24 protein-coding genes and 7 pseudogenes are annotated in these 24,712 nt (G+C 37.1%); 24 read left to right on the forward strand and 7 right to left on the reverse strand.

Translation table 11 applies throughout. From position 1 onward, the window contains the following. The 16 genes from ACH2DQ_RS10795 to ACH2DQ_RS10870 form a co-directional block, all read left to right on the forward strand. Nucleotides 1-1,434 (forward strand): Ig-like domain-containing protein (locus tag ACH2DQ_RS10795; protein WP_395026712.1); only part of this gene is annotated, 1,434 nt, incomplete at its 5' end. Nucleotides 1,435-1,558: 124 nt separating this feature from the next. Further along, entirely contained in the window at nt 1,559-3,169 is a 1,611-nt protein-coding gene (locus tag ACH2DQ_RS10800) for a CpsB/CapC family capsule biosynthesis tyrosine phosphatase (protein ID WP_394914380.1), read from the forward strand. Between the two features lie 17 nt (nt 3,170-3,186). After that, nucleotides 3,187-3,921, forward strand: a complete 735-nt coding sequence (locus tag ACH2DQ_RS10805) for a YveK family protein (protein ID WP_394914381.1) — start codon at nt 3,187-3,189, stop codon at nt 3,919-3,921. Nucleotides 3,922-3,931: 10 nt separating this feature from the next. Next, nucleotides 3,932-4,687: a CpsD/CapB family tyrosine-protein kinase gene (locus ACH2DQ_RS10810; protein ID WP_394914382.1), complete on the forward strand. Its 756-nt coding sequence runs from the start codon at nt 3,932-3,934 to the stop codon at nt 4,685-4,687. Between the two features lie 31 nt (nt 4,688-4,718). Next, complete coding sequence (locus tag ACH2DQ_RS10815; protein WP_394914383.1) at nt 4,719-6,125, forward strand: sugar transferase; 1,407 nt, start codon at nt 4,719-4,721, stop codon at nt 6,123-6,125. A gap of 228 nt (nt 6,126-6,353) precedes the next feature. Next, on the forward strand, nt 6,354-6,803 hold the full coding sequence (gene pssD, locus ACH2DQ_RS10820; RefSeq protein WP_394914384.1) for a PssD/Cps14F family polysaccharide biosynthesis glycosyltransferase: 450 nt from the start codon (nt 6,354-6,356) through the stop codon (nt 6,801-6,803). A 14-nt stretch (nt 6,804-6,817) separates the two neighbouring features. Further along, on the forward strand, nt 6,818-7,312 hold the full coding sequence (locus tag ACH2DQ_RS10825; protein ID WP_394914385.1) for a glycosyltransferase: 495 nt from the start codon (nt 6,818-6,820) through the stop codon (nt 7,310-7,312). Next, nucleotides 7,312-8,424 carry a glycosyltransferase family 1 protein gene (locus ACH2DQ_RS10830; protein WP_394914386.1) on the forward strand — a complete coding sequence of 371 codons (1,113 nt, stop codon included), beginning with the start codon at nt 7,312-7,314 and terminating at the stop codon, nt 8,422-8,424. The genes ACH2DQ_RS10825 and ACH2DQ_RS10830 overlap by 1 nt, the downstream gene beginning before the upstream one ends. After that, complete coding sequence (locus ACH2DQ_RS10835) at nt 8,417-9,580, forward strand: CDP-glycerol glycerophosphotransferase family protein (RefSeq protein ID WP_394914387.1); 1,164 nt, start codon at nt 8,417-8,419, stop codon at nt 9,578-9,580. The genes ACH2DQ_RS10830 and ACH2DQ_RS10835 overlap by 8 nt, the downstream gene beginning before the upstream one ends. A gap of 17 nt (nt 9,581-9,597) precedes the next feature. Further along, entirely contained in the window at nt 9,598-10,314 is a 717-nt protein-coding gene (locus ACH2DQ_RS10840) for a 2-C-methyl-D-erythritol 4-phosphate cytidylyltransferase (RefSeq protein WP_394914388.1), read from the forward strand. A gap of 11 nt (nt 10,315-10,325) precedes the next feature. Then, nucleotides 10,326-11,378 (forward strand): NAD-dependent epimerase/dehydratase family protein, encoded by a 1,053-nt coding sequence (locus ACH2DQ_RS10845; protein ID WP_394914389.1) that lies wholly within the window; start codon nt 10,326-10,328, stop codon nt 11,376-11,378. A gap of 27 nt (nt 11,379-11,405) precedes the next feature. Beyond that, nucleotides 11,406-12,317 (forward strand): glycosyltransferase, encoded by a 912-nt coding sequence (locus tag ACH2DQ_RS10850; RefSeq protein WP_394914390.1) that lies wholly within the window; start codon nt 11,406-11,408, stop codon nt 12,315-12,317. 7 nt (nt 12,318-12,324) lie between these two features. Then, nucleotides 12,325-13,557, forward strand: coding sequence for an O-antigen ligase family protein (locus ACH2DQ_RS10855; protein WP_394914391.1), 1,233 nt, complete (start codon nt 12,325-12,327; stop codon nt 13,555-13,557). Beyond that, nucleotides 13,554-14,555 (forward strand): capsular polysaccharide synthesis protein, encoded by a 1,002-nt coding sequence (locus ACH2DQ_RS10860; protein WP_394914392.1) that lies wholly within the window; start codon nt 13,554-13,556, stop codon nt 14,553-14,555. The genes ACH2DQ_RS10855 and ACH2DQ_RS10860 overlap by 4 nt, the downstream gene beginning before the upstream one ends. After that, on the forward strand, nt 14,548-15,192 hold the full coding sequence (locus ACH2DQ_RS10865) for a CatB-related O-acetyltransferase (protein WP_394914393.1): 645 nt from the start codon (nt 14,548-14,550) through the stop codon (nt 15,190-15,192). Before ACH2DQ_RS10860 ends, ACH2DQ_RS10865 begins: the two co-directional genes overlap by 8 nt. Further along, on the forward strand, nt 15,179-16,597 hold the full coding sequence (locus ACH2DQ_RS10870) for an oligosaccharide flippase family protein (protein WP_394914394.1): 1,419 nt from the start codon (nt 15,179-15,181) through the stop codon (nt 16,595-16,597). Before ACH2DQ_RS10865 ends, ACH2DQ_RS10870 begins: the two co-directional genes overlap by 14 nt. Nucleotides 16,598-17,177: 580 nt before the next feature. On the opposite strand, the gene ACH2DQ_RS10875 is transcribed toward ACH2DQ_RS10870, so the two are convergent. From ACH2DQ_RS10875 to ACH2DQ_RS10895, 5 genes are all read right to left on the reverse strand, one after another. Then, on the reverse strand, nt 17,178-17,921 hold the full coding sequence (locus ACH2DQ_RS10875) for an ATP-binding protein (RefSeq protein ID WP_395026722.1): 744 nt from the start codon (nt 17,919-17,921) through the stop codon (nt 17,178-17,180). Nucleotides 17,922-18,280: 359 nt separating this feature from the next. Next, on the reverse strand, nt 18,281-19,408 hold the full coding sequence (istA, locus tag ACH2DQ_RS10880; RefSeq protein WP_394914396.1) for an IS21 family transposase: 1,128 nt from the start codon (nt 19,406-19,408) through the stop codon (nt 18,281-18,283). Between the two features lie 85 nt (nt 19,409-19,493). Next, nucleotides 19,494-19,817, reverse strand: a complete 324-nt coding sequence (locus ACH2DQ_RS10885) for a hypothetical protein (RefSeq protein WP_394914397.1) — start codon at nt 19,815-19,817, stop codon at nt 19,494-19,496. Between the two features lie 81 nt (nt 19,818-19,898). Beyond that, on the reverse strand, nt 19,899-20,285 hold the full coding sequence (locus ACH2DQ_RS10890; RefSeq protein WP_394914398.1) for a hypothetical protein: 387 nt from the start codon (nt 20,283-20,285) through the stop codon (nt 19,899-19,901). A gap of 13 nt (nt 20,286-20,298) precedes the next feature. Then, nucleotides 20,299-20,448 (reverse strand): hypothetical protein, encoded by a 150-nt coding sequence (locus ACH2DQ_RS10895; protein ID WP_394914399.1) that lies wholly within the window; start codon nt 20,446-20,448, stop codon nt 20,299-20,301. 172 nt (nt 20,449-20,620) lie between these two features. On the opposite strand from ACH2DQ_RS10895, the pseudogene tnpB reads away from it, so the two are divergent. The 7 genes and pseudogenes from tnpB to ACH2DQ_RS10930 form a co-directional block, all read left to right on the forward strand. Continuing rightward, a pseudogene (gene tnpB / locus ACH2DQ_RS10900) lies at nt 20,621-20,905 on the forward strand (IS66 family insertion sequence element accessory protein TnpB); the annotation flags it as partial. A gap of 142 nt (nt 20,906-21,047) precedes the next feature. After that, nucleotides 21,048-21,257 carry a hypothetical protein gene (locus ACH2DQ_RS10905; protein WP_394914400.1) on the forward strand — a complete coding sequence of 70 codons (210 nt, stop codon included), beginning with the start codon at nt 21,048-21,050 and terminating at the stop codon, nt 21,255-21,257. Nucleotides 21,258-21,267: 10 nt separating this feature from the next. Next, nucleotides 21,268-21,414: pseudogene (locus ACH2DQ_RS10910) on the forward strand (hypothetical protein); the annotation flags it as partial. Nucleotides 21,415-21,473: 59 nt separating this feature from the next. Beyond that, a pseudogene (locus ACH2DQ_RS10915) lies at nt 21,474-21,518 on the forward strand (hypothetical protein); the annotation flags it as partial. 152 nt (nt 21,519-21,670) lie between these two features. After that, nucleotides 21,671-21,727: pseudogene (locus tag ACH2DQ_RS10920) on the forward strand (hypothetical protein); the annotation flags it as partial. Nucleotides 21,728-21,846: 119 nt separating this feature from the next. Continuing rightward, nucleotides 21,847-22,433: pseudogene (locus tag ACH2DQ_RS10925) on the forward strand (IS66 family transposase); the annotation flags it as partial. A gap of 87 nt (nt 22,434-22,520) precedes the next feature. Further along, nucleotides 22,521-22,682, forward strand: a complete 162-nt coding sequence (locus ACH2DQ_RS10930) for a transposase domain-containing protein (protein WP_394914417.1) — start codon at nt 22,521-22,523, stop codon at nt 22,680-22,682. Nucleotides 22,683-23,449: 767 nt separating this feature from the next. On the opposite strand, the gene rfbD is transcribed toward ACH2DQ_RS10930, so the two are convergent. Then, nucleotides 23,450-24,337 carry a dTDP-4-dehydrorhamnose reductase gene (gene rfbD / locus ACH2DQ_RS10935; protein ID WP_394914401.1) on the reverse strand — a complete coding sequence of 296 codons (888 nt, stop codon included), beginning with the start codon at nt 24,335-24,337 and terminating at the stop codon, nt 23,450-23,452. Nucleotides 24,338-24,377: 40 nt separating this feature from the next. Between rfbD and ACH2DQ_RS10940 the strand changes: the two are divergent. Further along, a pseudogene (locus tag ACH2DQ_RS10940) lies at nt 24,378-24,503 on the forward strand (hypothetical protein); the annotation flags it as partial. Nucleotides 24,504-24,533: 30 nt separating this feature from the next. Here ACH2DQ_RS10940 and ACH2DQ_RS10945 read toward each other — a convergent pair. Further along, nucleotides 24,534-24,712 (reverse strand): annotated as a pseudogene (locus tag ACH2DQ_RS10945) (dTDP-glucose 4,6-dehydratase); the annotation flags it as partial.

Consider the following 24,712-nt stretch of genomic DNA (forward strand, 5'->3'; position numbering starts at 1 on the left):
AAAATCACTGTAACTGTTAAACCGCGTTATGTATCATCTATTGTCCCTGAAGCAAAAACTATCAAGATGGGAGTAGGTGGAAAACTTCTGTTAAGTCCCAAGGTATCACCTTCAAGTGCTACAAACAAAGACCTTTCCTTTAAGACTGACAGACCTGATGTAGCAACCGTTAGCAGTAATGATATTGTAACTGCACATCGTAAAGGTACAGCTTATATCACCATTACAGCTAAAGATGGAAGCAAAAAAAGTACGAAAGTTAAGATCGAAGTAGGAAAAACAGTAAATGTTAAAAACGTTGACCTGAAAGCTACCAGAAGTACATTAACAGCTGGTGGAGCAAGGACAAAATTAAATGCTGTAGTTACACCATCTGATGGTACTGTAAGAACAACATCTTACAGGACAAGTAACAAGGCAGTTGCTATTGTTGAAAAAACCACTAAAGGTGCATTCATGGTTAAACCAGTAGGTCCTGGTACGGCAACGATTACTGTAAAATTGACAGATGGAAATAAAAATGTTGTTACTGACACTGTTACGATCAAAGTTGTTCAGCCAGTAACAGGAGTAACGCTCAATACTTCTAATTTAGTTCTTTCTACTGACGATGCTTTTGGTGACACCACAGCTCAGTTAACAGCTAATGTACTTCCTGAAAATGCAAGCAACAAATCTGTTACATTTGTATCCAGTAACCCAAGCGTTGCTACAGTTTCTTCTACAGGTTATGTAATTGCTAAAACAGCAGGTACAACAAAGATTACAGTTACAACAGCAGATGGTAAGAAAACAGCAGCTGCAGATGTAAAAGTAAATGGCGTTACAATTAACAAATTGGCAGTTAAGAAAAATCTTAGTACAAGTAATACAATCGAATTGTTTGTAAATGGAAAGATGTCCTGGGATCCAAATAAAACAGATGAAATCAGAGCAACATTAAACAGATTTGTTGGTGATCTTGTTACTGTAGCAGGAAGTAATTTCCCGAATATTGCAAAAGATTTTAATGTTCAGATGAATGGACAGACCTACCATGTTACATTAGGAAAAGATGGATTTACATTTATGAAAGGGGATCAGGATATGTTCCCAAGTTTAAATGGTAAACAATTTGGTGTTGTGAAACTAACTTTTGCTCGTGGTTTGAGTTCACAAGAAATCCAGAAACTTCTTGATGGAATAGGTACAGGACTTGCAGCTTTAGGCAACAAAGAATACAAATTTGATAGTGGATTAAAGGTTGAAAGAGGTGGAAAAACATATAATGTTAGTGACATCTCTGCAAAAAACAGTCAGGTAGTATTTAATATGAATGGAAACAAAGTTGCCATTACTAAAAATGCTGCTGGAGAATTAGTAATTAAAAATTCACCGGAAGCAGCTAATGCAATTTATGAAGTATTCAGAAATTACCTGGAAGTAGTACAATAATAAATATCTATTGATATTTTAAACCAAAGTTAGAAGGCAGAGGTGCCTGAAAATGGTGCCTCTGCTTTTTACCTGAAATAGAATTGAAAGGAAAAGTTATCCAAGACAGACGGAGGAACCTTAAATGAAAGAGTGGAAAACCCCCATTATATTTGCGCCTATACTTTTGTCGGCAGTAATGACGATGACAGTGTGCGCTGGTGACATAAATGGACCGGAATCAAGTATTATTGAAGCAGCAAGTGGGACATTTACCTATAATGGGAGATCATACGTAGCCGGAAGCGAGTATCTTGAAATGCTAAAGGCGAAATTAAAAGAAGATGGGGTTGATCTGACAAAAGCACAGGCTGATGAATTGATTGGACAGATGAATGCTTCTGTAGGCAGCGGCGTGAATCAGGGATATCTGGTTCCGACGGATGGAGGAGACTCAGGAACGGGACAGCCATCAACAGAACCTGATACATCGGGAAGCGATAACGGCAATGGAAACGGTTCTGGAACAGGCGATAAGAAAAAACCAAATAATAAGAATGATAAAGATAAAACAGATACAGATAAACCGGATACAAACAAACCGGGAAGTAATACGAATAGCAATGGATCTAGTGTATCGAGTGATGGACAAGATAATTCAAATAATTCAGATAAAAATGCATCTTCATCTATAAATTCGACTGATGGCAATGGAAATAAAGAAGCCAAAGATGCATCAAATAAATCTCAAAAAGAAACAGATATTGCAGAGAAAAAGAAAGAACCTGAACTGGATGATGGTGTATACACAGATACATCCAAAGAAGAACAGGATTACATAGATTCATTAATTAAGAGTGCAGAAGGTAAAAAAGGTCTTACGGATAAAGATGATCCATCTGCAATTAACCAGGAAAATAAAGGGAACAGCTTAACCAGCATCCTTGCAAATAAAGGTCCTGCAGTAGCAATTGGGGCACTGATTGTCTTAGGAATTATAATCGCAATCATGGTAATACGCAAGATTAGAAGAAGCGTGATAGGATCTAAAATAGACATTACAAATTACATAGATATACACAGCCATATATTACCGGGTGTAGATGATGGTTCGAAAGATATGGAAACTACCATGAAAATGATAGACACTGCATATCAGCAGGGGACACGTAAAATGATTGCAACCCCTCATTACCATATCGGTCATCATAAAAAGAGTAAAGAAGAGTTAGAAGAGATTCTGCGAGATACACAGAAAATAATACGCAAAAAATATCCAGATTTTGAACTCTACTTAGGAAATGAATTATTCTGTTCAGACGGAATCATCAGAAGAGTAGAAGAAGGAAAGGCATTAACCCTGGCAGGCAGCCGTTATGTACTGGTAGAATTCAGGACAGATGAATCCTATCGTAAAATTTACGAAGCAGTAGCAGGCTTTTTACGTGCCAGATATATCCCGATCATAGCCCACGTAGAACGCTATAAAAATGTAATGGATAATCCCCAGAATTTAAAAGAGCTGAAAAACGCAGGGGCATTACTTCAAATGAATCATGCAAGTGTGAAAAGACATTTGAAATTGATAAAAAATGGCGATATCGATTTCCTTGCAACAGACTGCCACGATGCAGGTCACCGCAATCCGGAAATCAAAGAGTCATTGCAGCATCTGGGAACCATCTGCGATTCTGCGCAGATCAAAAAATTATTAGTAGACAATCCCGAATGCATTTTACAAAATAAATACATTTAGAGAAAGGTAATTTACGAATGGAAACCAATCAATTACAAAACGACGAAGTGGAAATTGACTTAAAAGAAATATTCTTTGTCCTCTTGCACAAATTATGGATTATAGTGCTGGCAATGATAGTATGTGCCGGAGTTGCTGGAGTATTCACAAAGACCATGATTACACCTCAGTTTAAATCTTCATCAATGCTGTATATTTTATCAAAGTCTACAAGTATTACATCCCTGGCTGATATACAGATGGGTTCGCAGCTAACAAAAGATTATTCTATATTAGTGCAGAGTCGTCCGGTTTTAGAGGAAGTGATTAAGAATCTGGGGCTAGATTTGAAATATGAACAGATGGTAAAGAAAGTTGAGATCACTAATCCCGCTGATACGCGTATTATATCAATTACGGTTACAGATCCGGATCCTAAAATGGCAAAGGAAATTACTGATGAAATAGCAGAGGTTGCTTCAGATCGGATCGCTGATATTATGAAACAGGAAGATAAACCAAGTATCGTAGAAAAAGGGCATATCGCAGAAACACAGAGCAGTCCGAGTACCGTGAAAAATTGTGCTATAGCAGGTCTTTTAGGCGCAGTTGTCGCTGCATTTATTATAATATTAATCTTCATGATGGACGATACCATTAAAACTGCAGATGACATAGAGAAGTATCTCGGAATTACAACATTAGGAACAATACCAACTGGTGATAAAAATAAGAAACAATCCAGACAGAGAAGATTACCATTCAGGCGGTAAGGAGAAGATTATGAAAAAAGTTATATTTGAAAAAATTGAATCATTAAATTTCCAGACTAGCGAAGCATTTAAAACGTTTCGTACCAACATACAATTTTGTGGAGAAAAGATTAAAGTTGTAACATTTACAAGCTGCCTTCCGAATGAAGGAAAGTCAACGCTGGTTTTCCGTCTTGCTAGTTCTATGGCCGAAGCAGGAAAAAAAGTGCTGATGATCGATGCAGATATTCGTAAATCAGTAACCGTTGCCAGATATCAGGCGGATAAAAAAGTACAGGGATTGTCTGAATATTTGACTGGACAATGTACACTGGATGACTGTCTGTGCGGTACAAATATTGAAAATATGGATTTCATCTTTACCGGACCGGTTGCACCGAACCCATCAGAGTTATTGGGAAGTGATAAATTTGAAGATTTAATTGCCCGGTTACGTCCGGAGTATGAATACATATTTATTGATTGTCCACCTTTGGGAAGTATCATTGATGCAGCTATAGTTTCCACAGTAAGTGATGGTGCAGTATTTGTAATTGAAGCGGATATAATTAGTTATAAATTTGCTCAGAAGGTAAAACAGCAGTTGGAGAAGAGTGGATGTAAAATCCTTGGAGCAGTATTGAATAAAGTTGATATGGATGGCAAAGGTTACTATGGCCGCTATTATGGTAAGTATTATGGTAAGAAATATGGTGGTTACTATGGCTATGGTTACGGGGAAAAAGATGTTCAAAATGCAGCAAAAGAGGCAGTAGCGGGAAATTAGTTTATATTAATAGGAAACGGGAGAGTTATGAATGAACCCACGTGCAAATAAATTATATAGAACTTACATAGCATTAATTGAATTTGCAATACTGACGGCAGTTTATTTCTTGTGTATATACTTAAGAACAGGCAATATAGAAGTGTTTCAGAGCAGCGTTTTCTTACTGGGATACTTTTTGCTTGTGGTATTGCGGGTTTTATTGATTAAGATTTTAGAACCATATCAGGATATGTCTCACCGAGGTCACTACAGGGAGTTTCGGAATGTATTAAAAATTAATACATTTGAAGTGGCACTATTAATTGTGATCTTATATATGCTTGGCAAAGGAAGAGAGTTTTCACGGACAGTATTTATTGTGTTTTATGTGTTGGAAGTGGTATTTGACTGGATCGTCCGTTATTGGTATAAAGAATATTTTAATACCAAGCATAAAGGGAATGGAACAAGCCAGAGACTATTGGTGATCACTACTTCTGATAAGATTGATGGTATTCTTAAGAGCATGAATGAAAACGATGATTGGTTTTATGATGTTTTTGGTTGTGCGATCTTAGATAAGGAGATGACGGGGCAAACGATTGCGGGTGTTCCTGTGGTGGCAGGACATGGTACAGTTCGTCAGTATGTTATACAGAATGTGGTAGATGCTGTCTTTTTAGATGGTAATATGAAAAATGATGATTTTCAGAAGTTAATTAATCTGGTTAGTGATATAGGGAGTATGTTATATATCAATTTAGCTAACTTTGGGATGGAATTGGCGAATGAAAGAATTATCAGAATAGGTGGGTTTACGACGTTGGCTTCCAGCCGAAGAGAAATTTCTCCTATACAGAATATTGCTAAGAGGGCTATGGATATTGCAGGTGGGTTGGTTGGAAGTATTTTCACAGTATTATTAACTATTATACTTGGATTGATTATAAAAATAGATTCTCCAGGACCAATTTTCTTTAGGCAGGAAAGGGTTGGGAGAAATGGACGGCGTTTTAAGATGTTTAAGTATCGTTCGATGTATATTAATGCGGAAGAACGGAAAGCAGAGCTTATGAAGCAGAATAAGATGAGTGGTCTTATGTTTAAGATGGATAATGATCCTCGTATTACCAGGGTTGGTAAATTTATTCGGAAGACTAGCTTGGATGAATTTCCTCAGTTTTTTAATGTGCTGCTTGGGGATATGAGTTTAGTTGGAACCAGGCCGCCTACTGTGGGGGAATTTCAGCAGTATGAATCTCATCATAAAAAGAGGCTTAGTATGAAACCGGGGCTGACTGGGCTTTGGCAGGTTAGTGGGCGAAGTGATATTACGGATTTCGAAGAGGTTGTGGAGTTGGATTCTAAGTATATTGATAGTTGGGATATTGGGATGGATATTAAAATATTGGTGAAGACGGTGGGGGTTTTGTTTGGGGATAGGCATGCGAGTTAGGAGAATGGATTTGTTATATATAATATAATTACGTATTTATATTATAAAGGTTAAAGATAATAAAAATTTATATAGTAAATTATTGATGTATGAGGATGGATTATGATGCGGTGTAATAACCATTTGGAATAATATGCAAGCACACTAATATAGGAACAACTCTGTATCGAAAGAATCGGACGGAGAATCAGTGAAGAATAGAAAGTTAAATGAGGGAGTAGTGAAGAAATGAAAGTATGTCTGGTAGGATCAAGTGGTGGACATTTAACACATTTATATATGTTGAAACCTTTCTGGGAAAACAAAGAACGATTTTGGGTTACGTTTGATAAACCTGATGCGCAATCTCTTTTAGCGAATGAAAAGATGTATCCATGCTATTATCCGACAAATCGTAGCCTAAAAGGGCTTATCAAGAATACTGTGATAGCATGGAAAGTACTTCGAAAAGAAAAGCCGGATGTTTTAATTTCATCTGGAGCAGCAGTTGCAGTTCCATTTTTTTATCTAGGAAAACTATTCGGAGCAAAACTGATTTACATAGAAGTATTCGACAGAATAGATGCTTCAACACTTTCAGGAAAAATGGTTTATCCGATTGTAGATAAGTTCATTGTTGAATGGGAAGAAATGAAGAAGATTTATCCCAAGGCGGTTAATCTGGGCAGTATATTTTAAGGAGCAGAAAACAGATGATATTTGTAACGGTTGGAACACATGAACAGCAGTTTAATCGCTTAGTTGAGTGTATTGATAATTTAAAAGGTAACGAAATTATTCAGGAAGATGTATTGATTCAAACGGGATTTTCTACATATGAACCAAAGTATTGCAAATGGAGCCAATGGATTCCATATCAACAGATGATTTTCAATGTTGATAAAGCAAGAATTACTATTACACATGGTGGACCATCCAGCTTTATCTTGCCACTTCAAATTGGAAAGATTCCAATCGTTGTACCAAGACAGTCAGAATATGATGAGCATGTAAATGACCATCAGGTGAAGTTCTGTAAAGCTGTTGCTGAGAGATATGGTTCTATTGTTGTAGTTGAAGATATAGAGAATCTTGGTGATGTGATTAACCAGTATGACGAACTTATAAAGTCGATGTCCGTGGCACAGGAAAGTAATAATGCAAAGTTCAATGCGGAGTTAGAGAAGATGGTGGAGGAGATGTTTTGATGATTAAGACTAAGGTTCTTATTGTTATCACAACTGCATTTGTTCCCTATGGTGGTTTGGCGTCTGTAATGCTTAACTATTATAGAAATATGGATTTGACCGGCATTCAGATAGATTTTGCATCAACAAATAAAATAGATGAGGAAATAAAAGAAGAATTAGATAGAGGTGGTTCTGAATATTTTTATTTGGGCACAAGAAAGAATATAATTAAATATACAAGAAACTTAAATAGAATCTTGAAAAATGGAAAATATGATGTATTGCACCTTAACTGCAATAGCGCAACAGGAACACTTGAATTGGTTCCTGCGGTTATTAATAGAGTTCCAATACGTTTAGTGCATATTCATAATTCAACTTGTTCTTATAAGAAATTAAATTATTTTTTACGGCCGCTTTTTGAACAACTCTATACAGATGGGATTGCGTGTTCTGATAAAGCTGGTGATTGGATTTTAAGAAAAGGATATTCTATTCTTCCTAATGCGATTGATATAGAAAAGTATTGCTATAATGAAAATGCAAGGGATCAAATAAGAAAACAATTAGATATAAAAGAAGAAACACTGCTTATAGGAAATGTCGGGAAAATGAATGGAGAACAAAAGAATCATTCGTTTATGTTAAAGCTTTTCGATTATGCATCAAGAGATAATAATAGATTTGCAATTGTATTTGTAGGCGACGGCGAAAGCAAAACTAAGTATATGTCACTCGCTGAAGAAATCGACTCAAAAGATTGTATCTATTTTGTGGGGATGCAATCAAATGTAGCTGATTGGCTAAGTGCATTTGATCTTTTTCTGTTTCCATCTTTATGGGAGGGGTTACCATTATCAGTGCTCGAAGCACAGGCATCAGGATTGCCGTGTTTGCTCTCAGATACAGTTACAAGCGAAGTGGTTGTTACAGATTACTGCAGGAAAATCAGTTTGAATAGTGACATCTCGATTTGGAAAGATACATTATTAGAGAGTATTTTTCTTGATAGAAAAGCGTCACAGAAGGTAGCATATATGAAACTCAAAAAAGCTGGGTTTAGTATTAAGGATGCTGCAGATAAATTAAGAAACTTATATCTAGTAAATAAAGAGGTTGGGAATGATTAAGAATGTAAAACTGAAAATGTTGTTAACAAATACTATATTCAAAGGAATATCAGCACTAAATCAAATCATACCCAAAAATCAGTCAATTGTTCTGCTATATAGTAATATGGGGTTTCGCGATAATGTGGTGTATCTTTATGAATACATGGTACAGAATGGCTATTGTAACAAATATATGATTATTCGAAGCCAGAATGAAAAATTTGTAGAGAGCGCACCTTTTAACGTCAAGGTAATTAGTAATACAAAAGCTGTATTGACATTTCTAATAGCGGGACATGTATTTTATGCATTTGGCAAACTACCCATTTATCCATCAGGTAATCAAAAAGTTGTACAAATGTGGCATGGATCGCCATTTAAAGGAACGGATGTTCGACAGAACGCGGAAATGACGAATAACTATAGTAAGTCATATTACACAAATGCGCTGTCAACTGCTGAATGTTTTCGAGAATTTTGGGGGATAGAATTTGATTGTGGTTCAGAGAGAATATCCATTTGTGGTCAACCAAGAACGGATGTGATGATTAATGGTTATTCTAAGGATGCTCTTGGCATGAGTGGAAAAAAAATAATTATATGGATGCCGACATTCCGAAAATCTAAAATTCTTGGTTACAACGATGTCGAGAATGCAGATAGTGTGTTGCCAGTTGTTCAGAACAATGAATTGGAACCTCTTAATGAATATCTAGCGAAGAAGAATGTGATACTTTGGGTTAAATTGCATCCTATGCAAGACATATATGGCTTTAATACAAAAAAAATGACAAATCTTATTTTACAAAGTAGCGATGATTTTAATAAAACGAAGCTTGATTTATATAGATTGTTGGGAAGTGTAGATGCTCTAATTACAGATTATTCATCTGTATTTTATGATTTTATGCTTGTAGATAAACCTATTGCATTTACTATTGACGACTTTGAAGAATACAAAGATGGGCGGGGATTTGCTGTAGAAAACCCTGATCATTATCGGACTGGAGACAAAATTGGATCACTACAAGAATTAGAAAAATTTATAGATGATATCTCTGCTGGTAATGATACATGGAGAGATTGGCGCAAAGTTGTAAATGATGAAGTGAATGCATATCAGGACTTTAAAAATTCGAAAAGAGCACTTGAAATCGGTGGAGTGACAATTTAAGGGAGGAAAGAAGTAAAATGAATGTAGCTTTGATTATCGCTGGAGGATCTGGCCATCGAATGGGACAGGATATTCCAAAGCAATTTATTAATGTACACGACAAGCCAGTGCTTATCTATACCCTAGAAAGTTTCCAGAGACATCCACAAATAGATGCGATTGAAGTTATATGTATCGAAGGATGGCACGATGTGCTTTGGGCTTATGCAAAACAATTTAATATTTCAAAACTTAAGTGGGTTATTTCTGGTGGAGAAACAGGACAGGAATCTATAAGAAATGGCATATACAACCTTGAGGATATATGTTCAGCTGATGATGTGTTAATCATTCATGATGGTATTAGACCTTTAGTTGATGAAACAGTCCTCTCCGATGTAATTACTAAATGCCAGCAGTATGGTAATGCGGTTACTTCATTGCCTTACAATGAGCAGATTTTTGTGGTTGATGATGAAATTTCTACTACGAAATATATTCCAAGAGAGACATTGCGTCGTGTATCTACACCCCAGGCTTATAAATTTGATTTGATCAATAAAGGATATCATGAAGCGTTTGAAAAAAAAATTGGAATTTATGGTTCAGCGTATGCTAATACTATGATGGTAGAACTTGGACATCGTTTGTATTTTGCAGCAGGATCAGATAAGAATATCAAACTAACTACAAAAGATGATCTTGAAATGTTTAAGGCGTATTTATTACAAGAACAGGATAAGTGGCTGAAGTAAGGAGTGATGACATGAACAAATTACTAAATGAAGATGTTGAATATGTAAGTAATCTAAAACTCCCATGGGAAAAATTGCAAAATAAGTCTGTTTTAATAACTGGTGCAACGGGGCTTATTGGAAGTTTTCTTGTTGATACATTAATGATGAAAAATGAAGATGGACTAAACTGTAAAATTTTTGCAATCGGCAGAAATGTTGACAAAGCAAGAGATAGATTTAATGAATTCTGGGACAATAAGATTTTTGAATTCATATCGCATGACATGAATGTGCCATTAGAGATGGAAACTAATATAACAGTTGATTATGTTCTACATCTTGCGAGTAATACTCATCCAGTTTCTTATTCAATAGACCCGATCGGTACTGTAACAACAAATATTATTGGAACGAATAACTTGCTCCAATTTGCTGTTAATCATCATACAACTAGATTTGCATTTGCCTCATCAAATGAAGTGTATGGTGAAAATCGAGGAGATGTAGATTTCTTTGATGAAAATTATTGCGGATATATTAATTCAAATACTTTGCGTGCAGGATATCCTGAAAGTAAACGTTGCGGAGAAGCATTGTGTCAAGCATATATGAGAAAAGAAGAAATAGATTTTGTAATTCCAAGACTCACTAGATCTTATGGACCTACAATGCTTTTATCGGATACCAAGGCGATTTCACAGTTTATTAATAAGGGAATTGCAGGAGAAGATATTGTGCTAAAAAGTGCTGGCACACAGTATTATTCATATACATATGTTGCAGACGCGGTTGCAGGGTTATTGACTGTGTTGCTCTGTGGAGAGCGTGGAGAAGCTTATAATATTGCTGACGAAGCTGGAGATATTATGTTGAAGGACTTAGCGACAATCATAGCAAGTCATGTGGGTAAGAAAGTTGTTTTTGAACTTCCTGATGAAATAGAAAAGGCTGGCTATAGCGTCGCAACGAAGGCGAGATTAAATGGCACAAAACTGAAATCACTTGGATGGACAATGAAATACGACATAAAGAGTGGGATAGAAAGAACAATGGATATATTGAAACTGATTCATTCTGCTTGAATAAAAAAATAGAAACAGGTGGTAAACATGGAAGATAAATCAGTAGGGATTTTATTATCTACATACAATGGAGAAAAATTTTTAAGAGAACAGATAAGCAGTATACAAAATCAGTCGTATCAGAATATAACTGTAATAATACGCGATGATGGTAGCTGTGATGAAACTTGGAACATAATCAATCAGTGTATATATGATGATAGATATCTGATATGTCAAAATCGCAAAAATATTGGTCCCTCAAAAAGCTTTATAAATCTGTTAACAAAACACTTAGATTATGACTACTATGCTTTTTGCGATCAAGATGACATATGGGATAAAGATAAAATAAAGGTAGCCATAGAGCATATGGAAGATATTAATGGACCCGCTATTTACTTTTGTAGGGGACGCTCTATTGATGCGAAAGGAGACATTATTTCTGAGGACGATATCATAAATAGTGAGAGAATGAATATTCGCTCTGAATTGATTTGTGGTATGGCTCCAGGATGTGCAATGGTTTTCAACGTAGAACTAGCAAAAAAAATATGTGAGCAGAGATATTCAAGTATTCCGATGCATGACATGCTTGCATTAATAGTGGGTTTTGCAAATGGAAAAGTGATTTACGATCCTAATATTTGGTTCTCAAGAAGAATGCATGAAAACAATGTAGTAGGGAAAGAAAAAAAGGGGTTTGCAAAGAGATTAAAGCAGAGATATAACCGGTGGGTTGTTGAAAGCAAGAAGAATCCGCTAGATGTTTTTGTACGAGAGGTTCTAAAGAATAATAATATCCACGATGAAAGTGAAAAGAGTTTTTTGTTAAATTTATCTGCTTATAGAAAGAGTTTCGCTTCTAAAATTTATTTGCTGAAGATAGATAAAAGAGAAATAGCAAATAGATCGGCAACACGTTCATTTGAATTAAGACTATTATTGAATTTATTGTAGGTATAATATGATGAGAGAGAGAGAAACTAAAATTACAAATTCTGAAATATTATGTATATCTATAATAATTTTTATCGCACTGTTTTCTATGACAAATATTGGTGGATTTTCAGTATTAATTCTACTGTTTCCCATAATTTATAGAAAAAAAATATTAATAAAATATGGGTATATGGGAGGAATTTGCGTTGCTTATTTTGTATATCTATCTTTTATTACTATTATTAATGCGAATAATTTGTATGATGCTGAAAATGCTAGAAATTATATAATTGAATTTGGTATTGCACTTGTTTCATTAACGGCATTTTATTGGGCCGAACCGAAAAAAATATTACAAGTATTTCGCAACATGGGTATTTTTTTATGTATGTTTGGTGTTCTTGAAAGTATATTAAAGCGACCGATACTTCAGCTAGCAGGTTCTGGCTGGCAAGATATAGGAGAAAATGGTTACAGAATTCAATTAATTTTTAGTCGATCTATTATATGTGGTACTATGTTACTACTCTTTTGGACGGCACTTTATTTCTTTCCGCTAAAGAGAAAATGGCTCAATTTATTAGCTGAAATATTGATAATCTATAATATTTTAGTCAATCAAACCAGAAGCGTTTGGATTGCATTTGTCTGTGAACTAGTCATTATATATTTGCTAAAGCCAAACAAGAAAACCATTAGTAATAAATATTTTATTTTTGCTGGTGTTTTTATATTAGGTATTATTGTGCTGAATTTTTTGGGATACGACTTAGTAGGGTATATGTATAATTACATATCTACACGTATAATTGGTTCATTGCAGGCAGGAGAAGGTAAGATTGTCCGTCTTGAAACAGTGATTAGTTCATTAAAATATTGGTTTTTAGAAGGGAATTTGCTAAGATTTATTTTGGGGGGTGGAAAGAACTATGATAAAATATTTCTGTCAATCCATCCAGTAATAAAAGGAAATGGAGCTTTCATATGGACAGGAGCAATCGACAATCAATTTTTTACTTGTATACATGAATGTGGAATTATTGGGTTATTGATTTTGACTAAAATTTTGACAAAAGCAATAAGTAGACTGCGAAAGTGCAACACTAATAATACAGTAGGAAAATTTGCGAATATTGCACTAATTGGAATTCTTGTATGCTATTTCTTCTATGAAGGTTTTAATTATATTATGACATTATGGATTTTTATGATGTTAGCAACTTTGAGTGATATTTCAGTGAAGGAGGAAAATAAGTGAGTTCAAATTTCAGTCACAAATTAAATATTGCTAAGGACGAAATAAAAAAAGATATTAATCTCGCAAAGATATTTGGGATTAAATTTGGTACGTTGAATTTTATTTATAAGATAATATTTCAAGGTAATAAAACAAAAATTGGACGTAAATTAAATTGTCGCATATATGCCAATGTTGAGAAAAAATGCAATTTAGAGTTCTCAGAGTTGATTAGGACGTATAAAAATATAAATGTTACAAATGATGTTATTTCAGCGGATGGAAATTGTTGGATCTTTTGGTGGCAAGGAATAGAAAATGCACCACATGCGGTTAAAGCTTGTATAAAATCTGTAAAAGAAAAAAGTGGTGCAGATAAAATAAAAGTGATTACAAAAGAAAATTATTTCAAATATGTGAATATTCCAGATTATATAATAAAAAAACTAGATAAAAAGCTCATTACACTAACTCATTTTTCAGATATCTTAAGGCTTGCACTTCTTGAAAAATATGGAGGATTTTGGGTTGATGCAACATTGCTATTTACTGGAAATCTGCCAGAAGAAATCTATAAATATCCTTTTTATTCAATAAAACATAATAAGTATGCTGATTTTCATGTATGTAGAGGATTATGGAGTGGCTTTTTCTTGGCTTCTACTAAGGGAAATCCTTTGATTTCTTTTTGCAAGGAATCATTATACTTGTATTGGAGCAACCATAACTACTTGATGGCTTATCTACTCATTGATGTCACTATTTGCCTAGCATATGACAATTTTGATTGGGCAAGAAGAATGGTGAATCAAGTTCCGATTAATAATACTGCTGTTTTTAAATTGCAGGAAAATATGAATAAAATATATAATAGAGAACAAATGGATCAGTGGTGTAAAAAAACATTCGCACATAAAATAAGTTATAAGGTTCCATTCAAAGCTGGAGATGACACATACAAAACTTATTGGGACTATATTCATGCACTTCCAGAATACGTAGAGGGCAAAAATGATTAAGATTTTTCAAAATATTATAATTAAACTTATTTGGAAAAAAAAGAATAAACATAATCATACTAGAATTGGTCAAAATAGAGGGAAAAATGTTTTAAAAATGATTCAATCGGGAAAGATTTCTGTAGGACGAGAGACATATGGTGCACTAAACATAGATACTTCGGCATCTAAAGAAGAAGCACTAATCATCGGATCTTATTGTTCCATATCAAACAAGTGCAGTTTTTTGCTTTCTGGAGAGCATGAGATTAATCATATCATTACTTTTCCAGTAAATGAATATTTTTTTGATGACTTGTCACCAAATAGAACAAAAGGTAAAATAGTGATTGAAGATGATGTGTGGATTGGAGATAGAGCTTTAATTATGTCAGGCACTCACATTTACCAAGGTGCGGTTATAGCTGCAGGAGCAGTTGTAACAAAAAATGTGCCTCCATATGCAGTTGTAGGTGGAGTGCCCGCTAGAATTATTAAATACAGATTTAGTAAGGAAGTAATCTATAGATTGTTGAATGCAAATATATTCAGTGTAGATTTAAGAAAATTTCCCAAAACTTTTTTTCAACAGCCTATTGACGAAAATAATATTGATGAAATTTTGAGTATGTTAGGAGATATTAATGAAAAAAAGTAAAGTACTTATTAGATATTTCATTGGGGTGTTTCTAAGTAACATAACATCAATTGTTTCCGGAGTATTTATAGGTTTTTTGTTGCCTAAACTTCTTTCGGTGAATGATTATGGTGTATATAAAACGTTTACACTGTATTTGACGTATGTTGGTTTTTTAAGTCTTGGAATTATTGATGGTATTGTACTTAAATATGGTGATAAAGATTATCAGAGTATGGAAAGACCTAGGTTTAGGAGCTATTTCGCTTGGTATTTAATTATACATCTAATTTTTGTTATAATAATTCTAAGTTCTTGCGCATTTATTCAATCTCCTGAAACTAAATTTATTTGTATAGCATTGGCAATAAATATGATAGCTATAAATATTACTGGATATTTTCAACAAATTTCTCAGATTACACAAAGATTTACAGAATATTCTGCACGTAAAGTTATTCAGTCTGTAGCAAATATTATTACAGTTGGAGTATTCTATTTCTTGTATAAAAAAGGCTTTGTAATAAGTTACCAAATTTATATTTACTCTATTTTAGGTGTTAATATTATCTTGACACTCTGGTATATTCGTACTTATAAGGATATTGTTTTTGGAAAACATCTGTCACTTCAGAATACTACTACAGAAATAAAGGATTTGATAGCTAGTGGTTTTCCACTACTTTTTGCAAATGTTTGCTCATCACTCATTTTGACATTGGACAAACAGTTTGTAAGTGTTCTTTTTACTAGATCAGAATACGCTATTTATGCTTTTGCATACAATATGCTTTCTTTAGTTACGGTAGCAACTTCAGCAGTAGCAACTGTACTTTATCCAACATTAAAGAGATCAAGTCTAGATAAGCTAAAAGATAGATATGAAATATTGATAGGTACGATTCTTATTATTGTTTATGGAGCACTCATAGCATACTATCCATTAAATTGGTTTGTAAGGTGGTTTTTGCCGAATTACACAGAGTCACTAATTATTTTCAGGATTATCTTTCCTGGTCTTGCTATCAGTACATGTGTTACGGTTATCATGCATAACTATTATAAAGTGCTTGGAAAGAGTTTTGATTTTTTCTTAAAGAGCCTTTTAGTATTAGTTGTTTCAGCTGTAACTAATGGTATTGCATATTACATGTTTAAAACGACAAGCTCCATATCCGCGGCATCGATTTTAACCATGATTTTCTGGTATATATTTATAGAAAGATATCTTGTGAAGAAATATAATTGTGGACGATGGAAGAATATAAGTTATATGCTGGTTTTGATGTTGGTATTCTATTCTACTGCTATAATTGATAATATGATTATTGAGTTCTTTGTTTACGGTGGTGCTTTTGTGATTACAACGTTAGTTATACAGAAACAAATCGTGAATACAGTAAAACAAAAGTTAATAAAGAAATAGCTGAAAACAATATTGTGCATAGATGAAGGTAATAGTAATAAGACAGTATGACCTTCTTCGAGGGGAAATTCTCATCAAGGTACTCTAGGGTCTGGCTCCACAATGTGGTAGTAGGTGACAGGTACTCGAAAATCCTGGCGACACCACCGAAGAAACACGAACAAATACATAGGCATAAATGATATCTCCTGTGTCTAGATTAATGAGGTGGAGACTATGAAGAAAAGTCTGTAATTAAGGATCTTCTATGATAATGAATGGCAAAAAGCAAGAATACCAGGTTTTTGCCATTGTTTTATATTTAACAGTATCTTACAGGCATGTTAAGAGCAGGCGCTCTTTTTCGCCTATCTTTATGCTAGTATTGAGATTATTCCGGGAGACGGCCTTCATGCATGTAAGTGCTCCATTGCCAGTACCTGACAAAAAATAATGTCACCCTTTGAGGATGGTGAATATTCCGAGGTGGCAGAGCCACCCAATCTTCTTAAATAGAGCCACTCTGTCCGTTATGCAGAGCCAGTACGTTGATGGTGGGAGCCATCCCATCGGGATGGCTCCCTAACCGATAATTACAGCATTAAGGAATCAACCTTTTACGTTGACGCATAGAAACATCACCATCAATCACCATGGTATAAGCAGATGGTATAATCCGATCTAGTATGGAATCGGCCAGGGCGCCTCCACCTACGCGTTCATGCCAGCCCTCTGGGGTAAACTGGGAACTGATAATTGTAGAGAAACGGCCGCAGCGGTATTCCATTAGTTCCAGAAGGTCGCGCTGTTCGGTATCTGTGGCAGGGACCAAAAGGAATTCATCCAGAATCATGAGTGCATATTTCTGATGCTGCTTCATAAGCTGCTGGTATTTTCCCTGTATCCGGGCAGCTTCAAATTCACTGAACAGTTCCGGAAGGCGGATATATTTTGCTTTATAGCCGGACTGACAGGCATTGACACCGAGTGCATTAGAAATATAAGTTTTGCCACAGCCAGTAGCACCCACAAGAATGACATTCAGACTTTGACGGATATACTCATTGTCCGACAGACTTTCCAGAAGTTCGCGGTTTAGATGTCTGTCTGGCAGGTATTCGATATTGCCCAGAAAAGCGGAGGAGTTTGCAAACCGTGCATTTTTAATCAATCGCTTAATATTATTGTTATGACGAAAATCGTATTCTGCATCAACAATCAGGGCAAGGCGTTCATGAAAGGACAGTGACTGGTATTCTATCTCATTCTCAGCCTGTTTTTGATAGGCTTCTGAGAATGCAGGGAGACGCATGGCCTTGAGCTTTGCTATAGTTTCATTCCTCATGGCTTCCACCTCCATAATAAGCTGCGCCCCTTACAAAAGCGTGCTGAATGGATTCAGACGACGGGGGAGAAATTTTTGCATGGTTACTCTCTTTTTTGTCCTGGCCGGCCTCCAGTATCAGCCGGATGTTTTTATACCGGGGGCTGGGAATCCGGATAAGTGCAAGACTGCATGCGTTTTCCAGACGCTCCGCCGAGTATTTATCCGCAGTTTCAAAAGGGATAAACAGCCCTTATAGGCCTGTTCCTCCACCCGGTAGGAATCAAACAGTTTCTGTACTACCTCCTTTGTGGATGTCCCGATAGCGGATGCCCATTTTAAGAAACGTGCAGAATCCCATTCACTGTAAAGCTGGTGGTTTAGGGCATATGATCTATGAGTGTTGAATACTGACCTCGACGGCCGTAGAGACGTTTATGGCTGCAGATACGGGAGCCTTTGTAAAAAACCTCAATCATGCTCTTTGTATACCGGACATCCACTTTCTTTTTTACATACTCATAGGGAACGGAATAATACTGGTTATCTATAGCTATATGGTAGTTTAACTGCACAGTTGCCGTTTTCCACTGGGCGAATTCATATGGATAGCCAGGAAGCGGCTGCATAAAAGGCAGTTCCTCTTCCATAAATATGGAGTACCGGCTTCCGTCCTTCTTCTGGAATTCTGCACGGTTGAACCGGTCCAGTTCTTTTCTGATGGCAGAATCCATTTCGTATATGTCAACAAACTGACGGTTACGGAGTCTGGCAATGATGTGGGAAGTCACCTGGCCCGCCGTGCCTTCTACGGCTGCTTTGTCCTTCGGAGCAAGAACTCTGGCAGGAAGGAGCGCAGTCTGATAATAATCGGCCAGTTCCTGATATGCACGGTTGATAACAGGGTCTTCGTATTTTTTGTGGCTGAGAACTCCGGTCTTGAGATTATCGGGTATAAGCAATCTTGTGGAAGCGTCAAAATATTCATACATACTGATATGCACGTTAATCCAGTCTTCTTCTTTCATGGTAAGGCAGGCTTTTGTAAAACAGTACATGCTGAACGGCAGGGGCGTTCCCACCCAGTCCACCATCAACTTATCACCGGGTTTATGGCGGATATGCATGGTGAGGTGGTTTTGATTCACGTAATCCTGATAAAGCTTGCAGAACTGAGAATACATATAGGGTGGTTTGCCTGAACGGCGGCAGGAATCCACATAGTCTTCCCAAAGGAGCTTTAATGTCACACCGCTTTTCAGCATTTCCTTATGAATGTAATCATAATCAGGTGTGACAAGAACTGGAGATTGTAAATCCTCTGGGAACAGCCGCCCATGCACTTCCTGATCCGTTTTGGAGGTGAGAATGTCCTCCGGAATAGGGTGTGTTTCTAGGGCGTTATAAACTTTTGCTACAGTATTACGGGATACTTTCAGTGTATCCGCGATTCTCCGCTGGCTGTAGCCTTTCGCACGGAGCTGTAAGAGTTGTTTCTCTTTGGACATAAGTATGTCCCCCTTTCGTAAGTATTACGGTTGTACCGTATCTTCATTGTAATACTTTCAAAAGTGGCTCTCTATAGCGGATTGCTTATTTTGCATGGGCCGCTCCGGGACGCGGACTGCATGGCTCTCTGTATCGGATTCGGTGGCTCAAAAGTGTCAGAATACTCACCATTTCCCTACTGACTTCAGAGAACCAGGACCACATGATACCTGGATGATAGCCAAGTGCATGGACAGCTAAAAATAAATAGAATGCCGTCAGTGAATGTCTGGTAAGATGCAGCGTTGTTCCTACGTATCCATGTTTTACCAGTGTTTCTATAAAAGGCCCTATCGTTTCCAGGAATTCATCTGCCGGAAACTCACTGCTTTTATCTCGCACCTGCCTGATCTTATCCTCGTTAAACATAGAGAAATCTTCCAACTTCCCGACATGGGGATAGATCCGCCTGTCAAGCATCCATGCAAAACCATAGGAACACAAACCTTCTCATCCCCAAAACCACATCATTCCCGCAGTATATCTGAGAAGGACTGCTTTGCTCTCAACAGAGCAATACATATTTATCTCTACAAGTTCGGTAATAGCCTTGTATGTTACCCCTTTGGCATCCATGACTCCGATGTCAGAAAGAAACAAAAGTACTTCAGAACAATAAATGCGGGTTAGTTCCCACGTACGAGGCGTATATCTGCTCCTGCAGTCATCAAGATAGCTATCCAAATCTTTTTTCCATGTGGATGGAAGTTTTTCGTAATTCGACCTGTTAAGATATAAGCGCCGATCTGAAATTGCTCCGGTTGCAGCCATTTCTTCAAGCTGGTACATGTATTGGTTCCATACCATACATCTCTGCCTGGGAATTTTGCCTTTCATCCAGGCCAGCCAGCTATCCTTCTTCTGAGTATTCCTGTTTCATCTGTTCCAGAAACTGTGTAAAAGAGAAGTAGCAGTCTTTATGAGAATTCCGACTACTGGAACATACCCCCTTTTGTTTCAACAGATACATTACCTTGTCAACAGTTGCATTGTAATCCATGAAATCACCATCCCTTCGGAATTTATAGTGATTTCATTATTGCACAAAACTTTTTATCCGCATACTTGAAGGCATAATTCCTTGTAGACAAAGAATTCTGATAAAAGATGAGGATAAAAATATCATGAGAATAACCCACATTACTCTAATGTAAGGGAAATGTGGGAGAACTGATATGCGCAAGTCGATCGATGTTTTATGTGCCATTATCCATGAGCAGTTTTCCATGGAGATTGACCATGCACTCTATCTTTTTTGTGGCTGCAAATGTGATCGGATCAAAACAATCTTAAAAGAACCTGACGGGATCGTCATGATCTATAAAAGATTGACTGCACAGGGAACCTACCGATGGCCACGAGACAAGTCCGAGGTAGGAAATCTTACATGGAGAGAGTTCGACTGGCTGATGTCAGGCATTGATATAGAGCAGCCAAAAGCAATCAAAACATCATAAAATCCCGCCTTGAAATCTGCACATAAAAATGCTGTATTTCCTTGTGGTCTCGGCATTTTTCAGATGTTTTAACGGTCTTTTTTCTATGAAAACCACCTATTTTCTGGTATAATAGGGGTATCAAAAACAGGGAGGAAAAGCAGTGGCAGACAGTTTCCAAGACCTTCAGCTGCGTGAGCTGAAAGATATGATCACAGATCTTAAAAAAATGATAAACACACTTCAGGCAACTGTCGATGCTGCCAACAAACGGGAAGAGGCCCTTATGGAGGAGAGGGATAATCTAAAAGATGAGATAGAACCTTCTTCGCAAAAAGCTTTTTGGCACTTCCAGCGAAAAACACCCTGTTGATTTTCCGGGACAGTTAAATCTTTTTAATGAAGCAGAAAGGGAAAAGGATCCTGCGGCTGCAGAAGCAGAAGAACTGGCAGCCATGCTTCCTGCAGAAGCATCTAAAAAAGAAAAAACAGAGCAGCGGATGCCGAGCGTTTCAAAGGGATTCCAGTAACAAAGAAATATCTTGATCTGAAAGATGAAGATAAACTTTGCCCTGCCTGTAATACACCGTTGGTTAAGATTGGTAAAGAGTTTGTCTGTCGTGAACTGGTCTTTGTTCCTGCGAAACTGAAAGTCGTCGAGTTCTACAGCCTTAATTACAGCTGTCCTCAGTGCAGCAAGCGGGACCTTCCAATTATAAAAAAGGAAAAGATGGAAAACCACATATGCTTTATGGCATGGCGTCTGCCGGTACGGTTGCATGGGTCATGTACCAGAAGTTTTGTAACAGTCTTCCATATTGCCGTCAGGAAAAAGACTGGAAACAGTATGGTACTGCAATCACACGCGCGACTATGGCTAACTGGGTGATCCGCAATTCCGAGGCAATTTCCGTCCAATGTATGAATACTTTCACAGAAAACTTCTGGGAAGAAGTTTTGCAATGGCGGATGAAAAACCCCTTCAAGTCCTGCATGAAGAAAGCCGTCGTGCCCAGACGAAATCTTACATGTGGCTTTTCCGCAGCGGGGAAGATGGTGGTGTGCCGATCATCCTCTATAAGTATTCGCCGACCCGTGCCGGGGACAATGCCTTTGAATTCCTTCGGGGATTCAAAGGCTATCTGATTTGCGATGGTTACAGCGGATACAATAAAGTGCCCGGTGCAAAAAGAACAGCTTGCTGGGCACATATCAGGAGATACCTGACAGAGGCGATCCCGAAAGGAAAACAGCTGGATGATACCCAGCCCTCTGTGCAGGGTATCATGTATATCAACCAGCTCTTCCAGTTGGAAGATGTTATTAAGGCAAAGTACTCATACTTCGATGCTGTCAAAAAGGCACGTCTTGAAAAAGAACAGACGATAGTAGAAGGCTTTTGTCGTGTCTTGATAAACAAACTCCGGTCAGAGGATCCAGAAGGGATAAGGCAGTAACATATATTCAAAACCGACGCCCCTGTCTTACAACCTATTTGGAGGATGGAAGGTGCAGTTTTTCAAATAATCTCAGCGAAAATACAATCCGTCCGTTTACAGTAGGGCGCAAAAACTGGCTGTTCTGCGATACCCCAAACGGTGCTCAGGCCAGTGCCATCGTATACACAATGGTTGAGATGGCAAAAGCAAATGGAGTAAATGTCTATCACTATCTGACCTATCTACTTGAAAAAATGCCAAATGATAGCATGCGTGATGAGAAGTTAGAACTTCTGGCACCATGGAACGAGGATGTGAAATCTGAGATTGAACGCAGAGCAGTAAGCTCAAATCAATAACCAAAGATATGTGAATTGCCAAGGTACCCCGGTTACTGAAAAGTAGCCGGATATTTTTCTATTAACGGCTGAAAATTAAGCGCTTACCTTACTAAAAACAAGCAAAGCAACTGCAACATTATCTAATGCGCGATATCAGATTGTCTTCTAAGCCGAATTCTACAGGAGTTTCCAATGCTTAATGATACTGCAGATATTCGGCAAATTGTAATCGTATGTGGATTCGTTGATCTCCGAAAGGGAATCGATGGATAGGCACAGGTGATTGGTTCCCGCTATGATCTGAATTCATTCGAAAAAGGAACTCTCTTTTTGTTCTGTGGACGACGCAAAGATGGTATGAAAGGACTCTTATAGACGGGAAATGACTGTTAAAAACGATTTGAAGATGGATCCCTTTCCTAGCCCAGAACATAGTAGATGCCCCTGACCTAACGGAAGAACAATTCTGGCTTTTAATGCTCGGGGTTGAATCTGCTTGAGCCTAAGATTAAAGAAATACGGCCAAATAAAATTTATTAATTTTTGTCCAAAAGAAAGAAAAATTTTTACAGGCGGACTTTCGCCTGATCTTGACATGCAACAGTATGTGCTGTTATAAATAAAACAAGGACCGAAAGCTCAGCTAAGAACTTCCAGTCCAATCATATCATAAAAGAGCAGTATTTAAAGACTTTTCTTCAAAAACTCCATACCGGTTCTTTAAACCACTTTAAAATTTTTTAACAATCCATTTTGTATTATAGAATTTTTTTACACCCTCAACATCATAATTCAATATCCCTCAAATACCGCCCAACCGCATCCTCCCACTCCGGCAACCTCTCAAACCCTTCTACCCCCAATTTCCCCTTATCCAACCGACTATTAAACGGCCTGGCAGCCTTAGAAACCCCATACTCCTTCGTACTAACCGGAACCACATTCAATCGTTCCTCACTATACTCATCATGCCCCAAAGCAACAGCCTGCCTGAATATTTCCTTCGCAAAATCATACCAGCTAATATACCCACCTTCATTAGTAGCATGATAATATCCATACTTTTCTGTTTCAATCATATCAATCAAAAGCCTAGCCAAATCAAAAGTATAAGTCGGAGTTCCAATTTGATCATTGACAACCTTCAATTCCTCAAATCTTTTACCAACATTCAGCATAGTCTTTATAAAATTATTTCCATTTTTACCAAACACCCAGGCAATTCGAACAATAAAATAATTATCTAATGTTTGTGACACTGCCAATTCTCCAGCCAGCTTAGTTTCCCCATAGACATTTAACGGTTTATAATCTTTACAGTCTGGCTGCCAGGGAGCAGTTCCCTGGCCATCGAATACATAGTCTGTTGAAATGTACATCATTTTACAGTGAAGTTCCTTGCAGACATTTGCAATATTTTCCGTACCAACAGCATTTACCAAATGAACTTTTTCTTTATTCGATTCATCTTCAGCAGCATCCACAGCAGTCCATGCGGCGCAGTGGATGACAGCGTCCGGTTTCACCTGGTTTAACACGTTTTTTACAGAAGTGGAATCGGTGATATCCATTTCTTCGATATCAACACCAATCGCTTCGTGATTTCGTTTAATGAGCTCGTTCATGCAATCATGGCCAAGCTGTCCTTTAACGCCGGTAACTAATACTTTCATATCTTGTTCACTCCTTATCTGAGATCATAATCATTGAAACATGTTTGAAAATTCATTCCTGCCATCTGTATGCGCGCCACTGTCCGCCGTATTTGTTCAAAATTCAAGTTGTCTAATCTGCTCCACACCCTTCATCCGTTACAAATTTTCCACAAACTGCGACGCACAACTGCCAGAAAACAATTCCACACACACTCTAGCGATCTACATACATCTTCTCATAATAATTCTGATATTCCCCCGAAATAATGGTTTCCCACCATGTTTTATGATCCAGATACCACTGAATCGTTTTTTTAATTCTGTCTTCGAATTTCGTTTCCGGCAGCCATCCTAATTCATTGTGAATTTTGGTAGGATCGATAGCATAGCGCA

It is taken from the genome of Robinsoniella sp. (assembly GCF_034124845.1).

Coding starts and splice junctions, on each gene's coding strand:
- ACH2DQ_RS10800 (WP_394914380.1), top strand. CDS start 1,559: ATGAAAGAGTGGAAAACCCCCATTATATTTGCGCCTATACTTTTGTCG.
- ACH2DQ_RS10805 (WP_394914381.1), top strand. CDS start 3,187: ATGGAAACCAATCAATTACAAAACGACGAAGTGGAAATTGACTTAAAA.
- ACH2DQ_RS10810 (WP_394914382.1), top strand. CDS start 3,932: ATGAAAAAAGTTATATTTGAAAAAATTGAATCATTAAATTTCCAGACT.
- ACH2DQ_RS10815 (WP_394914383.1), top strand. CDS start 4,719: ATGAACCCACGTGCAAATAAATTATATAGAACTTACATAGCATTAATT.
- pssD (WP_394914384.1), top strand. CDS start 6,354: ATGAAAGTATGTCTGGTAGGATCAAGTGGTGGACATTTAACACATTTA.
- ACH2DQ_RS10825 (WP_394914385.1), top strand. CDS start 6,818: ATGATATTTGTAACGGTTGGAACACATGAACAGCAGTTTAATCGCTTA.
- ACH2DQ_RS10830 (WP_394914386.1), top strand. CDS start 7,312: ATGATTAAGACTAAGGTTCTTATTGTTATCACAACTGCATTTGTTCCC.
- ACH2DQ_RS10835 (WP_394914387.1), top strand. CDS start 8,417: ATGATTAAGAATGTAAAACTGAAAATGTTGTTAACAAATACTATATTC.
- ACH2DQ_RS10840 (WP_394914388.1), top strand. CDS start 9,598: ATGAATGTAGCTTTGATTATCGCTGGAGGATCTGGCCATCGAATGGGA.
- ACH2DQ_RS10845 (WP_394914389.1), top strand. CDS start 10,326: ATGAACAAATTACTAAATGAAGATGTTGAATATGTAAGTAATCTAAAA.
- ACH2DQ_RS10850 (WP_394914390.1), top strand. CDS start 11,406: ATGGAAGATAAATCAGTAGGGATTTTATTATCTACATACAATGGAGAA.
- ACH2DQ_RS10855 (WP_394914391.1), top strand. CDS start 12,325: ATGATGAGAGAGAGAGAAACTAAAATTACAAATTCTGAAATATTATGT.
- ACH2DQ_RS10865 (WP_394914393.1), top strand. CDS start 14,548: ATGATTAAGATTTTTCAAAATATTATAATTAAACTTATTTGGAAAAAA.
- ACH2DQ_RS10870 (WP_394914394.1), top strand. CDS start 15,179: ATGAAAAAAAGTAAAGTACTTATTAGATATTTCATTGGGGTGTTTCTA.
- ACH2DQ_RS10875 (WP_395026722.1), bottom strand. CDS start 17,921: ATGAGGAATGAAACTATAGCAAAGCTCAAGGCCATGCGTCTCCCTGCA.
- istA (WP_394914396.1), bottom strand. CDS start 19,408: ATGTCCAAAGAGAAACAACTCTTACAGCTCCGTGCGAAAGGCTACAGC.
- ACH2DQ_RS10885 (WP_394914397.1), bottom strand. CDS start 19,817: ATGTTTAACGAGGATAAGATCAGGCAGGTGCGAGATAAAAGCAGTGAG.
- ACH2DQ_RS10890 (WP_394914398.1), bottom strand. CDS start 20,285: ATGAAAGGCAAAATTCCCAGGCAGAGATGTATGGTATGGAACCAATAC.
- ACH2DQ_RS10895 (WP_394914399.1), bottom strand. CDS start 20,448: ATGGATTACAATGCAACTGTTGACAAGGTAATGTATCTGTTGAAACAA.
- ACH2DQ_RS10930 (WP_394914417.1), top strand. CDS start 22,521: ATGGCAAAAGCAAATGGAGTAAATGTCTATCACTATCTGACCTATCTA.
- rfbD (WP_394914401.1), bottom strand. CDS start 24,337: ATGAAAGTATTAGTTACCGGCGTTAAAGGACAGCTTGGCCATGATTGC.